Origin of the sequence: Rhodococcus marinonascens NBRC 14363 (assembly GCF_001894885.1) — a bacterium.
Classification (GTDB): domain Bacteria; phylum Actinomycetota; class Actinomycetes; order Mycobacteriales; family Mycobacteriaceae; genus Rhodococcus_F; species Rhodococcus_F marinonascens.
Genome location: NZ_BCXB01000016.1, coordinates 43,296 through 56,952, shown reverse-complemented (window position 1 = coordinate 56,952; position 13,657 = coordinate 43,296). Strand labels below are relative to the sequence as shown.

16 protein-coding genes and 1 pseudogene are annotated in these 13,657 nt (G+C 64.3%); 15 read left to right on the top strand and 2 right to left on the bottom strand.

Annotated elements, in window-relative coordinates; genetic code table 11:
- Genes RM2_RS13470 through hisG form a run of 3 tightly spaced genes read left to right on the top strand, consistent with a single transcriptional unit; the run spans position 1 to position 2,112 of the window.
- Positions 1–894: a pseudouridine synthase gene (locus RM2_RS13470; RefSeq protein ID WP_072690010.1), complete on the top strand. Its 894-nt coding sequence runs from the start codon at positions 1–3 to the stop codon at positions 892–894.
- Positions 895–934: 40 nt separating this feature from the next.
- Positions 935–1,216 (top strand): phosphoribosyl-ATP diphosphatase, encoded by a 282-nt coding sequence (locus tag RM2_RS13465; RefSeq protein ID WP_072690008.1) that lies wholly within the window; start codon positions 935–937, stop codon positions 1,214–1,216.
- Positions 1,217–1,260: 44 nt separating this feature from the next.
- The gene (hisG, locus tag RM2_RS13460; RefSeq protein ID WP_072690006.1) at positions 1,261–2,112 is read left to right on the top strand and encodes an ATP phosphoribosyltransferase; all 852 of its coding nucleotides are present in this window, start codon (positions 1,261–1,263) and stop codon (positions 2,110–2,112) included.
- A gap of 37 nt (positions 2,113–2,149) precedes the next feature.
- On the opposite strand, the gene RM2_RS13455 is transcribed toward hisG, so the two are convergent.
- Positions 2,150–3,004: a thioesterase family protein gene (locus RM2_RS13455; RefSeq protein ID WP_072690004.1), complete on the bottom strand. Its 855-nt coding sequence runs from the start codon at positions 3,002–3,004 to the stop codon at positions 2,150–2,152.
- Positions 3,001–3,906, bottom strand: coding sequence for a RecB family exonuclease (locus RM2_RS13450; RefSeq protein WP_072690002.1), 906 nt, complete (start codon positions 3,904–3,906; stop codon positions 3,001–3,003). The genes RM2_RS13455 and RM2_RS13450 overlap by 4 nt, the downstream gene beginning before the upstream one ends.
- A gap of 97 nt (positions 3,907–4,003) precedes the next feature.
- Here RM2_RS13450 and RM2_RS13445 point away from each other — a divergent pair, with 97 nt between their 5' ends.
- The 12 genes and pseudogenes from RM2_RS13445 (at position 4,004) to prcA (ending at position 13,587) form a co-directional block, all read left to right on the top strand.
- Positions 4,004–4,858 (top strand): tRNA (adenine-N1)-methyltransferase, encoded by an 855-nt coding sequence (locus RM2_RS13445; RefSeq protein WP_072690118.1) that lies wholly within the window; start codon positions 4,004–4,006, stop codon positions 4,856–4,858.
- Positions 4,859–5,066: 208 nt separating this feature from the next.
- A complete protein-coding gene (gene arc / locus RM2_RS13440) occupies positions 5,067–6,842 on the top strand; it encodes a proteasome ATPase (protein WP_072690000.1) in 1,776 nt (591 codons plus the stop codon).
- A 212-nt stretch (positions 6,843–7,054) separates the two neighbouring features.
- Positions 7,055–7,309, top strand: coding sequence for a hypothetical protein (locus tag RM2_RS25925; RefSeq protein ID WP_373863336.1), 255 nt, complete (start codon positions 7,055–7,057; stop codon positions 7,307–7,309).
- 229 nt (positions 7,310–7,538) lie between these two features.
- Complete coding sequence (locus RM2_RS25920) at positions 7,539–7,751, top strand: hypothetical protein (protein ID WP_072689999.1); 213 nt, start codon at positions 7,539–7,541, stop codon at positions 7,749–7,751.
- Positions 7,688–8,065 carry an amidohydrolase family protein gene (locus RM2_RS25220; RefSeq protein WP_084721788.1) on the top strand — a complete coding sequence of 126 codons (378 nt, stop codon included), beginning with the start codon at positions 7,688–7,690 and terminating at the stop codon, positions 8,063–8,065. The genes RM2_RS25920 and RM2_RS25220 overlap by 64 nt, the downstream gene beginning before the upstream one ends.
- A gap of 98 nt (positions 8,066–8,163) precedes the next feature.
- Positions 8,164–9,117: pseudogene (locus RM2_RS23485) on the top strand (MFS transporter).
- Positions 9,118–9,307: 190 nt separating this feature from the next.
- Positions 9,308–9,508 carry a hypothetical protein gene (locus RM2_RS23480; RefSeq protein ID WP_084721785.1) on the top strand — a complete coding sequence of 67 codons (201 nt, stop codon included), beginning with the start codon at positions 9,308–9,310 and terminating at the stop codon, positions 9,506–9,508.
- Positions 9,509–9,586: 78 nt separating this feature from the next.
- A complete protein-coding gene (locus RM2_RS13420; RefSeq protein WP_072689995.1) occupies positions 9,587–9,964 on the top strand; it encodes a nitroreductase family deazaflavin-dependent oxidoreductase in 378 nt (125 codons plus the stop codon).
- 71 nt (positions 9,965–10,035) lie between these two features.
- Complete coding sequence (gene dop, locus RM2_RS13415) at positions 10,036–11,535, top strand: depupylase/deamidase Dop (RefSeq protein ID WP_072689993.1); 1,500 nt, start codon at positions 10,036–10,038, stop codon at positions 11,533–11,535.
- Between the two features lie 170 nt (positions 11,536–11,705).
- Complete coding sequence (locus tag RM2_RS13410) at positions 11,706–11,900, top strand: ubiquitin-like protein Pup (protein ID WP_070378633.1); 195 nt, start codon at positions 11,706–11,708, stop codon at positions 11,898–11,900.
- Positions 11,897–12,811: a proteasome subunit beta gene (gene prcB / locus RM2_RS13405; protein WP_072689992.1), complete on the top strand. Its 915-nt coding sequence runs from the start codon at positions 11,897–11,899 to the stop codon at positions 12,809–12,811. Before RM2_RS13410 ends, prcB begins: the two co-directional genes overlap by 4 nt.
- A complete protein-coding gene (gene prcA / locus RM2_RS13400) occupies positions 12,808–13,587 on the top strand; it encodes a proteasome subunit alpha (RefSeq protein ID WP_072689991.1) in 780 nt (259 codons plus the stop codon). Before prcB ends, prcA begins: the two co-directional genes overlap by 4 nt.
- The last annotated feature ends 70 nt before the right edge of the window (positions 13,588–13,657 follow it).

Sequence of the window (13,657 nt, the reverse complement as noted above, 5' to 3'; positions counted from 1 at the left end):
GTGGCCGGGGCACCCCTGCCGGTCCGTGACGGCCTCGGCCCAGACCGGATCCGGATGCCGGCGGGGGTCGAAGTGAGAACCGTCGCCGAGTTCTTGGTGCAGGCCCACCCGGACGACAAGGCGCACTGGCTCTCACTCATCGACGGCGGAGGAGTCGTCGACGAACACGGGCGGGTGGTGGACCGCGAGACGCGGTACGCCCCGACCCGGTTCGTCTATTTCTACCGCGACCCCCCGCCCGAGATTCGGGTTCCGTTCGACATCGAGATTCTCCATCGCGACGATCGTCTGGTGGTGATCGACAAGCCGCACTTCCTCGCCACCATTCCGCGAGGCGCTCACATCACCGAAACTGCGGTGGTACGACTGCGGCGGGCGCTCGACCTGCCGGAGCTCACCCCGGCGCACCGACTCGACCGGATGACGGCCGGCATTCTCATGTTCCTCATCCGCCGGGACGATCGTCGGGCGTATCAGGAATTGTTCGTCTCGCAGCAGGTCACCAAGGAATATGAGGCGATCGCCGTGCACGACCCCGCAATCGAGTTTCCACGTACTGTCCGCAGCCGCATCGTCAAGGAACACGGTGTCATGACGGCCACCGAGGAACCGGGGGAGCCGAACAGCGAGACCGTCATCGAACTGATCGAGACTCGGGGCGTGTACGCCCGTTACCGACTCCGGCCGAGGACCGGCCGAACGCATCAACTGCGATTGCACATGTCCTCGCTGGGCCTGCCGATCGTGGGCGACAACTACTATCCCGACTTCCGCCGCTCCGAGCCAGATGATTTTTCCGCCCCACTGCAATTGCTTGCGAGGGCCGTCGAGTTCACCGATCCGCACTCCGGCGAGGTTCGCCGGTTCGACAGCCGCCGCACACTTCGGTGGTGACCGGATTCGACGGAGCCGCAGAGGCGGGGACTAGTGCGGCGTGAAACAATGGCTACTCGTGAAGACCTTCGAATCCCTGTTCACCGAGCTGACCGAGCGCGCCGCCACGCGACCCGAGGGGTCCGGCACCGTTGCCGCACTGGACGCCGGTGTCCATTCGCAGGGAAAGAAGATCCTCGAAGAGGCGGGTGAGGTCTGGATCGCCGCCGAACACGAGAGCGACGAGGCACTCGCCGAGGAGATCTCCCAACTGCTGTACTGGACGCAGGTACTGATGGTGGGCAAGGGACTGACGCTCGCCGATGTCTACCGGCATCTGTGATCGGTGATTGAGACCCCCAACCGCTCCCGAAAGGAACCCCCGTCATGCTGCGCGTCGCAGTTCCGAACAAGGGCTCGCTATCCGAGTCGGCCGCCGAAATTCTGAGCGAGGCCGGCTACCGTCGTCGCACGGATTCGCGTGACCTGACCGTTCTCGACCGGTCCAATGAGGTCGAGTTCTTCTTCCTGCGTCCCAAGGACATCGCGATCTATGTCGGTTCCGGAGAACTCGATCTCGGGATCACCGGCCGCGACCTCGCCCGCGACTCCGGCGCCGCAGTCACAGAACGCCTGTCACTCGGCTTCGGTCACTCCTTGTTCCGGTACGCGGCACCCGCGGGCAAGGACTGGATCGTCGAGGATCTCGCCGGACTTCGCATCGCCACGTCCTACCCCAACCTGGTACGCGACGACCTCTCGGCCCGCGGCATCGAAGCCTCGGTCATCCGCCTCGACGGTGCTGTGGAGATCTCGATCCAGCTCGGTGTCGCCGACGCCATCGCCGACGTCGTCGGTTCCGGCCGTACGCTCCGTCAGCACGACCTGGTCGCGTTCGGAGACACCCTGTGCGACTCCGAGGGTGTACTCATCGAACGCGCCGGAGCGGCGACGGACGATTCCGCGCGCAACCGACTGGTCGAGCGTGTGCGCGGAATCGTGTTCGCGCAGCAGAACTTGATGCTCGACTACGACTGCCCCAAGACGATCCTCGATGCGGCATTGAAGATCACTCCCGGTCTGGAGTCGCCGACACTGTCACCACTCGCCGACGAGAACTGGGTCGCAGTCAGGGCGATGGTGCCGATCAAGGGCCACAACGATCTCATGGACGAACTCGCGAACCTCGGTGCCAAGGCCATCCTCGCCTCGAACATCCGGTCCTGTCGAGCCCTCTGATCTCGTTCTGCTGCAAGCCGATCCGCGCTCGTCCCACTCAGGTGCGAGCGCGGACCTGTAGTGTCTGAGTAATGCGGCCGACTGCGCCGGTCTCGTCGTACAGCACTCCCGCGCACATTCCGACCCCGTCCGGGCCGATGGAGGTCTCGGCGCAGATTCCGACCCACTGGCTCTCGGGAACCCGGAGGATGTGCACGGTGAGGTCGGTGTTGAGGTAGGTCCAGTGTGTCGGGTCGAGTTTGGCTCCCACGCCGTTGGCAAGATCAGCGACCGTGAACAGTCGCTCGAGTGGAGTCATGCTCTCTCCGAGGACCAGAGCAGGCTTCGGTTTCGCCCACAGTTTGCCTGGGCTGTCGCGCATCGGCACGGCGAGCCACCGCAAGTCGAGGGTGTTCAGGTAGCCGGCGTTCCAGATGCCGCCAAACGGGCCGTCCCGGCCGGCAGACGGCGGTTCGAGAGGCGGCTCGACAACGTGCACGGCAGTGCTGGTGTCGACGGTCTCCATGCGCCACGCGGTACCCCGCGCCACGGCTCGGGACCGGTCGCCGATGGTCCACAGTTCGGCGACGACCAGTTCGACTTTTCGGCCCGGTCTCTGCACCCAGGAGCGGACCTCGAGGTCGGCGATCGGAATGGGACCGAGGATCTCCACCACGACCCGCGTGAGGCGCACGTCCTCCCGGTGCGCGCACTGCTCGAGCGCCCGTACGAGCAGTGCGGAGGGGGGAGCGCCGTGTTGCATCGTGTCGGACCACACACTGATCGTCAGATCCGTGCTGCTGAATTGCTCGACACTCACCGCCTGCTCCGAGTCCATTCGCGGTGCGCTCGGTTCGTTCGAACCGCTCTGCTCTTTCGAGCAGAGCGGTAGGTAGTAAGACTCGGAACTCACTCGACAATCTCCTCGACACCGGGCTGCGAATGCGGCGGGCCCCCAGGCCAGCCAGGGTAGGGAGGCGGCGTTCCGCCGAACGAGGGGCACCGGGACTTATGATCACACCAGTCACAGAGGCGACTCGGCTTGGGGCGGAAATCGCCGGTTGTGCCTGCCGTCAGGATTGCCTTCCAGATCGCCGACAGCGTCCGTTCGAACCGGCGCAACTCGTCCTCGTCGGGTGCGTAGGTCAGGACCGTGCCGGACCCGAGATACAGCAGGCGGAGTTGCGCGGGAACGATGCCTCGTGTGCGCAGTAGGACCAGCGCGTAAAACTTCATCTGGAACAGCGCCTTGGACTCGGACATTTCCTGCGGGGCGCGTCCGGTCTTGTAGTCGACCACCCGGACCTCTCCGGTGGGGGCCACGTCGATTCGGTCGACGAATCCGCGGAGCAGCACCCCGTCTTCGAGTTCGGTCTCGACACGGAGTTCGCGTGATTCCGCCTCGAATCGTGTGGGGTCTTCCAGCCCGTAATAGGCGGTGACCAGTGAGCACGCTTCGTCGAGGAACGCTTCGCGCTCGTCATCCGGTACCAGATCAGCGAGGTCGGGCGACCCGGCGAGCATCTGCTCCCACGATGGGCGCACCAGACCGACCGCCATCTGCGGTACCCGCTCGGTGGCAGGCAGCCCGAACAGCGTCTCCAGCGCCGCGTGGACGAGAGTGCCCTTCGCCTGTGCCCTCGTCGCCACCTCGGGGAGTCGGTCGACGGCGCGGAAGCGGTAGAGGAGCGGGCACTGCTTGAAGTCTCCGGCGCGCGACGGCGACAGAGCCGGCCGCCCGCGGGCAGCCGGAATGTCGCCGAACTGTGGTGGGGAACCCTCTGTGACAGGGGTTGGCGACTCTGAGATGCTCACACCTGGCAGGGTAGGCCGCGGGTCCGACAGTCAAGTCGTGGCGCAGGTGTGGGCGCCGCAGCGGCGCCAGGACGAACAGGCTGAGGAGTCGGTGACGATGGTGGGACGCGAAACGCGCCCGAGCGGACCGTTTCGGGTGGGCGACCGTGTCCAGCTGACGGATGCCAAAGGCAGGCATTACACCGTCAATCTGGAGGCGGGTAAGGAATTCCACACGCACCGCGGCGGCATCCTGCACGACGACCTGATCGGTGTCGACGAGGGCAGCGTGGTCAAGTCGACCAACTCCACCCCGTATCTCGCACTGCGACCGCTGCTCGTCGACTACGTCCTGTCCATGCCTAGAGGTGCGCAGGTCATCTACCCCAAGGACGCCGCCCAGATCGTCCACGAGGGCGACGTCTTCCCGGGTGCCCGCGTGCTCGAGGCAGGGGCGGGGTCGGGTGCGCTGACCTGCTCGCTTCTGCGGGCCGTCGGACCGGAAGGTCGGGTCATTTCGTACGAGTTACGTGAAGACCACGCCGAACATGCGGTCCGGAACGTCGAGACGTTTTTCGGGGAACGACCGGATAACTGGGATCTGACGATCGCCGACGTCGCCGAGTTCGAGGCCGAGGCGGCGGGTGGTCAGGTCGACCGGGTCGTCCTCGATATGCTGGCCCCCTGGGATGCGCTGCCCGCCGTCTCGAAGGCGCTGGTTCCCGGCGGCGTCCTCGTCGTCTACGTGGCGACCGTGACGCAGCTCTCGAAAGTCGTCGAGACCATGCGTGAACAGGAGTGCTGGACCGAACCGCGGTCGTGGGAGTCCATCGTCCGCGAATGGCACGTTGTGGGTCTCGCAGTGCGTCCGGAACACCGGATGCAGGGGCACACCGCCTTTCTGGTGAGTGCGCGGCGCCTGGCCGAGGGAACCGTCACCCCGAAGCCGCAGCGCCGGTCCGGTAAGGGCTGAGCAACGCCCGGGCGGCGGATTATCACGACGCACCCGCTCGTTGTGCAGAACAGAGGAACTCACGCAATAGGTACTAAGGCAAACATGTTGGATTCGGTGGCTTGGTTTTCGCCGTGTATGCCAATTCGCAATCGGCAGAATCCGTGTCACGGAGCAGAACACGGACGGCCCCGGTAGCGTTGATAGATCTCATTGGGAGGAGACGCACATGAGCTCGACAGAGAACCCAGATCCGGTTGCGGCTGCACGAGAGCTCGAAGCGTTACGCGCGGAGGCGTCGGCACTGCGCAGGCAGCTCGCGGAGTCGCCGGACCAGCTTCGTGAGATGGAATCTCGGGTGGACTCGCTGTCCATCCGGAACACCAAATTGATGGACACCCTCAAAGAAGCCCGCCAACAGCTCATCGCCCTCCGGGAGGAAGTCGATCGTCTCGGTCAGCCGCCGAGCGGCTACGGCGTTCTACTCGGCGTGCACGACGACCAGACGGTGGATGTGTTCACATCCGGTCGCAAGATGCGCCTGACCTGCTCGCCGAACGTCGACGCCGAGACTCTCAGCCTCGGCCAGACAGTGCGCCTCAACGAAGCGCTCGCCATCGTGGAGGCCGGTAGATTCGAACGCGTAGGTGAGATTTGCACGCTGCGCGAGGTTCTCGACGACGGCCAGCGGGCACTCGTGGTCGGTCATGCGGACGAAGAGCGGATCGTCTGGCTGGCCGAACCCCTCGCGACGGTCTTCGCCGACAGCGAGAAGGAGTCCATTGCGTACGACGCGGACTCGCCCACCCGCAAACTGCGTCCGGGCGACTCCCTCCTGGTCGACTCCAAGGCTGGGTACGCATTCGAGCGAATCCCGAAGGCCGAGGTCGAGGATTTGGTCCTCGAAGAGGTCCCGGACGTGCACTACGACGACATCGGTGGCCTCGGCCGACAGATCGAACAGATTCGCGACGCCGTGGAGCTGCCGTTCCTACACAAAGATCTGTTCCACGAATATGAGCTTCGGCCACCCAAAGGTGTGCTGCTGTACGGTCCGCCCGGCTGCGGCAAGACGCTCATCGCCAAGGCTGTCGCCAACTCGTTGGCGAAGAAGATCGCGGAAGTCAGGGGGCAAAACAGCAAGGAAGCCAAGTCCTACTTCCTCAACATCAAGGGCCCCGAACTGCTGAACAAGTTCGTCGGTGAGACCGAGCGGCACATCCGGCTGATCTTCCAGCGGGCCAGGGAGAAGGCATCCGAGGGCACGCCCGTGATCGTATTCTTCGACGAGATGGACTCGATCTTCCGCACCCGCGGATCTGGTATCTCCTCCGACGTCGAGACGACCGTCGTGCCGCAGTTGCTCAGCGAGATCGACGGCGTCGAGGGACTCGAGAACGTCATCGTGATCGGCGCCTCCAACCGCGAGGACATGATCGACCCGGCGATCCTGCGTCCAGGCCGTCTCGACGTGAAGATCAAGATCGAACGCCCCGACGCGGAATCGGCTCAGGACATCTTCTCCAAGTACCTGGTCGAGACGCTGCCGGTGCATACCGACGATTTGGCGGAGTTCGGTGGCGACCGCACCGCCTGCATCCGAGTGATGATCGAACGGGTCGTCGACCGCATGTACGCAGAGAGCGAGGAGAACCGCTTTCTCGAGGTCACCTACGCCAACGGCGACAAGGAGGTCTTGTACTTCAAGGACTTCAATTCGGGCGCGATGATCCAGAACATCGTCGACCGTGCCAAGAAGTACGCGATCAAGTCAGTACTCGATACCGGCGCCCCGGGCCTGCGGGTCCAGCACCTGTTCGATTCGATCGGCGACGAGTTCTCGGAGAACGAAGACCTGCCGAACACCACCAACCCCGATGACTGGGCACGGATCTCGGGCAAGAAGGGCGAGCGGATCGTCTACATCCGCACGTTGGTGACTGGCAAGAACGCGAGTGCCAGCCGCGCCATCGACACCGAGTCCAACACTGGTCAGTACCTGTAGCTCGTCTCATCCGCACCGCGGGAACTCGAGGGTGCCCCGGTGAAGGGCGGTCCTGTATGGCCTTTTGAACGCAGAATTCGGGAACGGCTGGATTCGCCGCATGCAGGGCGCCCTCGATTTTGTGGTAACTGTGGATCTGTGGTGCTCATCAACCTTCATTCGCATCTCGAGGGCGCAGTTCGTCCCTCGACGGCGCGCGAGCTCGGCGCTGAATCGGGTTTACCCGACCCCGCCGGGGGGGGGCACGAGCTCTGCAACTTCCGGGCCCCGCCGACCTGACCACCTACCTGGGCAAGGTGGCAACTACCTACAGGTTCTTCGACACGCCCGAGCACATCGCTCGTCTCGCCTGCGAGGCGGTCGAAGATGCCGCTGCCGACGGTGCCGATTATCTGGAGCTGCGTTTCGGTCCGTCGATACATGCGCGCAAGTATGCCCCTCCACCGAGTCGTCGGGGCGGTATGTGAAGGCATTACGGAAGGAACCGTCCGCACCCGCATGCCCGCGGGTGCGGTGGTATGTGCCCTTCGCCACGACGACGCTGAAACCAACAACCAGGCTGCGCGCGCGGCGGCCCCGTTTCGCCGGAGCGGGGATCGTGGGGTTCGATCTTGCGGGTGACGAGTTGCTCCATCCCGCACTCGCACCGCACCGCACCGCGACGCGTTCGCGATCGCGAGGGCGGCCGGCCTGGGGTTGACCTGCCATGCGGCCGAAGCCGCCCCCGCTGCCGCCGCTCGCGAGGCGGCCGAGGTGTTCGGCATCACCCGCATCGGACACGGCGTACACATTGCGCAAGACCCCGAAATCATGAGCTGGCTCGGTGACCGGGGAATCGTCATCGAATGCTGCCCGACGTCGAATGCTGCCCGACGTCGAATTGGTTCACCGGCGGCATTCCCCGATTAGCCGCGCACCCGACCTTCGAGGATGTTGATCTGTCGATGTACGACGCAGTGCTGTTCGACTGCCCGCCAAGCCTCGGCAAGCTGATGTTCCGCACCTTCCGCGACAGTGGAGTGGCCGTGGTGCTCGGCGACGACAATCCGCGCCAAACCCTTTCACCAAAGTCCGCGGAACGCACCGCCCTCAGTGCTGAGCTGGGATTCACCGGCGCCGATCTACTCGAACTCGATCGCACCAGCGTGGCGGCAGCTTTCGCCGAGGAGTCGACACGCGCCCTCCTTAACCGAAAACTCCCTCTTCCTGCCCCACACAGCTAACGGGGCGTTTGGGCAGGAAAGGAATCGCGTTGCTCATCATCAGCATTCGCAGTCAGGCGGGATACGAGCCCCGCCGCGAACTTGTGGGAAGTGTCCCCATGTTCGCGGCCCTCCTGCTCAGTGTGCTTGCCTTTCAGCTCAACTCGACGATGATCTCGCCGGCCGTCCCAGAGATGGCCCGGTCGTTGGGGACTACCGTGGACCGTGTCGCGCTGTCCCAGGCTCTGTTCTTCCTCGTCGGAGGAATCGCCGGTGTTGTGCTGTCCCGGCTCAGCGACTACGCCGGCCGGCGTATCGTCCTCATCTGGGTGCTTGCTGCCCTGTGTATCGGCACCCTGATTGCCGTATTCGCCCCCAACGTCTGGGTGTTGATCGTCGGCCGTCTGATTCAGGGCGCATCCGGGGCAACGTTTTAGATCGCCTACCTGGTGCTGCGCGAAACGATGACACCCACCCAGTTCGGAATTGCGCTCGGGACGATCATTGCGGCCAATGGCGGTGCCGCCGGCGTTGACGGACTCGTCGGTGGGGTTCTCTCCGACACCCTGGGTTTCCGAGCGATCTTCGTTGTCATCGCGGCGTTGAGCCTGATGGCGATCGTACTTGCGATCAGACACGTGCCCGCGACTACGCGTCGCTCCACAGGGAAAATGGATTGGCCGGGTGCGACTGTTCTTTCCGCTGCGCTCACCTGCTTGAGCGTCGGACTCACGCAGGGTTCGGCGAACGGCTGGACCAGCACCTGGGCGATGATTCTCCTTTCCGGAACGATTCTGTTGGCAGTGGCGTTCTGGCACGTCGAAAAGCTGCGGCGCGACCCTCTGATCGCCGTGAAGCACCTGCGCTCGCGTCAGGTCTGGCCGATCATGGTGACGACGCTATTTACGCTTTCCGGGTTCTTCGTGGCGATCAACATCACGGTGGTTCTCCTGAGCCAGGACGATCTCAACGGTTACGGCATGAACGCCACGATGTCCGGTTTGTTGTTCCTCGTGCCGCTGTCGGTGATCGGATTGTTCTCCGGACCTTTCACCGGGTGGTGGGCACCTTGAGTGGGCTGGCGTTTGGTGCTGCGGATAGGTCTTGCCGCGAGCATGGCGGTGCTGGGAGTCGCTGCGATATTTCCGAGCCGGCAGTGGGTTGTGTTCGCGGCGTTCGCTTTGCTGGGGTTGTTCTACAACGGCTTGACCTTGACCACTGTCAACGCTTTGGGCGTCATCCTTTCTCCGAAGGAGAGCCCTGGTGCGCTTCCCGCGTTCAACGGCGCCTGTTTCAGCACTGGTGCTGCGGTTGGGGATCGCCCTGGTGGCGCCGACCGCCGCCGCCGGCACCCTCTCGGGATACCAGACCGCACTGTGGATATCCGTTGCGCTCGCCGCCGTCGCGCTTGTGGCTTCTCTTCTCGTGAAAGCACCGTCCGACATCGAGGGAGAACGCGTGTGATCACGGCGTGAGCACACGGGTCCGGGATCGGTATCGTTGAGTTCAGGTGACCCGTTCGGGTGCCGAGGGGGAGAGATCATGGTGTTGCCGCGTTCGATGGCCCGATTCAACCGTGTGGCGACCAATCAGGTGACGCGCCGCGCCGCCAAGTATTTGCCCGGTTTCGCCGTAGTGGAGCACCGTGGGCGACGTTCGGGCACCGTCTACCGCACGCCCGTCAACGTGTTCGTTGTCGAGGGTCACTATCGGTTTGCGCTGACGTATGGCGCGAACAGCGACTGGGTGCGAAATGTAGTGGCGGCTGGTGGATGCACCATCGAGACGCGCCGTCGGACCGTCGCGTTGACAGACCCGACGATTGTCGAAGACAGCTCCCACGACTGGGCGCCGCCGGGTGTGCGGACCGTGCTCGGGGCGATTTTCGCGGACCGATACCTGGACTGCGCGCAGGTGTAGTCGGCGGGCGGGCGTGGCGTGGGTCGGGAGTGTGCCGTGGGAGCGGCGGGTGATCGCATAGGCTCTGCAGCATGCAGCGGATCATCGGCATCGAGGTCGAGTATGGAATCTCGTCACCCAGCGAGCCTTCGGCCAATCCGATCTTGACGTCCACCCAGGCGGTGTTGGCGTATGCGGCGGCGGCCGGTGTGCCGCGCGCCAAGCGCACGAGGTGGGACTACGAGGTGGAGTCCCCGTTGCGCGATGCCCGCGGATTCGACTTGGGTAGGCTGAGCGGCCCAGCGCCGGTCATTGACGCAGACGAGGTCGGCGCGGCCAACATGATCCTCACCAACGGCGCACGGTTGTACGTCGATCACGCACACCCCGAGTACTCGGCTCCAGAGGTCACCGACCCCCTCGATGCCGTCATCTGGGACAAGGCCGGTGAGCGTGTGATGGAGGCGGCGGCACGGCACGCCTCGAGCGTCCCCGGTGCGCCGCGACTCCAGCTGTACAAGAACAACGTGGACGGCAAGGGTGCGTCCTACGGCACTCACGAGAACTACCTGATGTCGAGGGCCACACCGTTTTCTGCGGTGATCAACGGACTCACGCCCTTCTTCGCGTCCCGCCAGGTGATCTGCGGATCGGGCAGGGTGGGGATCGGCCAGTCCGGTGACGAGGCTGGTTTCCAGCTGTCCCAGCGCGCGGACTACATCGAGGTCGAGGTCGGACTCGAGACGACGCTCAAGCGTGGGATCATCAATACCCGCGACGAACCCCACGCGGATGCGGACAAGTACCGGCGGCTTCACGTCATCATCGGCGACGCGAACCTCGCCGAGATGTCGACGTACCTCAAAGTGGGCACAACCGCGCTGGTGCTCGATCTCATCGAGGCCGGCGTCGACCTCACGGACCTGCAACTGGCACGTCCGGTCACGGCGGTGCATCACATCAGTCACGATCCCACGCTCCGCGCAACGGTTGCGCTGATGGACGGTCGCGAGTTGACAGGGCTTGCCCTGCAGAGGATTTACCACGAACGTGTCGCGAAGTTCACCTCGGCCGAAGGTAACGACGACCCCCGGGTCGCGGATCTCCTCGAGAAGTGGGCGATGGTGCTCGACATCCTGGAGCGGGATCCGATGGACTGCGCTCATCTCCTGGACTGGCCGGCAAAGCTTCGCCTCTTGGAGGGCGTGCGCACTCGGGAAGGCCTGGGCTGGGCGGCACCGAAGCTCGGCCTGATAGACCTGCAGTACTCCGATGTTCGTCTCGACAAAGGCCTGTTCAATCTCTTGGTATCACGGGGCTCGATGGAACGGCTCGTCACGGAACAACAGGTCCTCGATGCCGTAGACGCGCCACCGGCCGACACGCGGGCCTACTTCCGCGGAGAGTGCCTGCGTAAGTTCGGCGCCGACATCGCGGCGGCAAGCTGGGATTCGGTGATCTTCGACCTGGGCGGCGACTCGCTGGTGCGAATCCCCACCCTCGAACCGCTGCGTGGTAGTAAGGCGCACGTCGGAGAGTTGCTGGAGTCTGTGGCAACGGCGAAAGAGCTAGTCGACAAGCTCACGAACTGAACGGTCGACCGGATCCGGCGGATCCGCATCCGAACTCGCCGTCGCATCGCCGCCCGCATGGTGTCGCCGCTCGGTAGGGTGAAGGTCCGAGCGGATGAGCGAGTCAGACTGCTTGGCAGGACAGGACGCTCGGAAGAATGAGCTCCCTCAAGATAAGGAGGTCGGTGGCTATGGCACAAGAGCAGACCAAGCGAACTGGCGGTGGCGACGAGGACGACACCCCCGGCGGTGATGGATCCGCTGGTCAGGAACGTCGCGAAAAGCTGGCAGATGACACCGACGACCTTCTCGATGAGATCGACGACGTGCTCGAGGAGAATGCCGAGGACTTCGTCCGGGCCTATGTCCAGAAGGGCGGCCAGTGACGGCGGATCGGCCGGCACTACAGACCGGCGACGGTGGCACAAGGCTCAGTTTCGGTTCGAATCTGTCCTCGTTCACCGAATACCTACGTGGTCATGCGCCAGAAATGCTGCCGGAGAATAGGTGTGGCCATCATTCGCACTCGACGACGACACGGGGTGGTGATGGGATGGGGAGCGGTGATCTCGCTCCGCACGGAACGACGATCGTGGCGCTGACTTACAAGGGCGGCGTCCTCCTCGCCGGTGACCGGCGTGCGACGCAGGGCAACCTGATCGCCAGTCGGGACGTGGAAAAGGTCTACGTCACCGACGATTACTCCGCATCCGGAATCGCGGGTACCGCGGGTATCGCCATCGAATTGGTGAAGCTGTTCGCCGTTGAACTCGAGCACTACGAAAAGATCGAGGGTGTTCCGCTGACCTTCGACGGTAAGGCTAATCGCCTGGCGTCGATGGTCCGTGGCAACCTCGGGGCCGCGATGCAGGGTCTTGCGGTGGTACCACTCCTCGTCGGATACGACCTCGACGCCGAGGACGACGCACGTGCAGGCCGCATCGTGTCGTACGACGTCGTCGGTGGGCGGTACGAGGAGCGTGCCGGATACCATGCGGTCGGTTCGGGATCGTTGTTTGCGAAGTCGGCGCTGAAGAAGCTTTACGCCCCCGACAGCGACGAGGAGACCGCACTACGGGCGGCCGTCGAATCGTTGTACGACGCCGCCGACGACGACTCGGCAACCGGTGGCCCCGATCTGTCGCGGGGCATCTATCCGACCGCGGTCACGATCACGCAGGCCGGTGCGGTTCACGTGCCAGTGGAGACGACGTCCGAGTTGGCTCGCCGCATCGTCGGCGAGCGTAGCGAGGGAATCGTCTCACAGCGCAGCGAAGAAGGGGGTTCTGCGCGATGACCATGCCGTACTACGCCTCGGCTGAGCAGATCATGCGGGACCGCTCGGAGTTGGCACGCAAGGGGATTGCCCGGGGACGCAGCGTCGTCGTGCTCACGTTCCATGACGGTGTGCTGTTCGTGGCGGAGAACCCGTCCACCGCCCTGCACAAGGTCAGCGAACTGTACGACCGTCTCGGTTTCGCGGCCGTCGGGAAGTACAACGAGTTCGAGAACCTTCGGCGGGCGGGGATTGTGCACGCCGACATGCGCGGCTACTCCTACGACCGTCGTGACGTGACGGGCCGATCGCTGGCCAACGCGTACGCACAGACACTTGGCACGATCTTCACAGAACAGCCCAAGCCATACGAGGTGGAGATCTGTGTCGCGGAGGTCGGGCGTGTGGGTAGCCCGAAGCCACCTCAGCTGTACCGCATCACGTACGACGGATCCATCGTCGACGAACAGCATTTTGTGGTGATGGGTGGCACGACCGAGCCGATCGCGACTGCCATGCGTGAGTCGTATCGGGCCGACCTGGATCTCGAGGAAGCCGTAGGAGTCGCGGTCACGGCCCTCCGCCAGGGTGGTTCGGGTGAGGGCGAGAAGCGGGATGTCGACGTTACCAGCCTCGAGGTGGCCGTGCTCGATCAGTCGCGGCCTCGCCGGGCGTTCCGCCGGATCGCTGGATCGGCACTCGAACAGCTGCTCCCGGAGGCGCCGGAGGACGTTCCGGAGCCTGCTGCGGAATCGAAGCCAGACACCGAGGCGAAGCCGACCGACACTCAGGACTGAGGTCGGGTATGCCCCGACGGTGAGTTGTCCGAAAACACCGCCCACCGACGGCGGTCAAACATTATCTGAT

Excerpts from the sequence above, each read along its gene's own strand:
- dop (WP_072689993.1), top strand. The coding sequence starts at position 10,036 with ATGCAGCGGATCATCGGCATCGAGGTCGAGTATGGAATCTCGTCACCC.
- RM2_RS13420 (WP_072689995.1), top strand. The coding sequence starts at position 9,587 with ATGGTGTTGCCGCGTTCGATGGCCCGATTCAACCGTGTGGCGACCAAT.
- prcA (WP_072689991.1), top strand. The coding sequence starts at position 12,808 with ATGACCATGCCGTACTACGCCTCGGCTGAGCAGATCATGCGGGACCGC.
- RM2_RS13445 (WP_072690118.1), top strand. The coding sequence starts at position 4,004 with ATGGTGGGACGCGAAACGCGCCCGAGCGGACCGTTTCGGGTGGGCGAC.
- RM2_RS13410 (WP_070378633.1), top strand. The coding sequence starts at position 11,706 with ATGGCACAAGAGCAGACCAAGCGAACTGGCGGTGGCGACGAGGACGAC.
- hisG (WP_072690006.1), top strand. The coding sequence starts at position 1,261 with ATGCTGCGCGTCGCAGTTCCGAACAAGGGCTCGCTATCCGAGTCGGCC.
- arc (WP_072690000.1), top strand. The coding sequence starts at position 5,067 with ATGAGCTCGACAGAGAACCCAGATCCGGTTGCGGCTGCACGAGAGCTC.
- RM2_RS25220 (WP_084721788.1), top strand. The coding sequence starts at position 7,688 with ATGCTGCCCGACGTCGAATGCTGCCCGACGTCGAATTGGTTCACCGGC.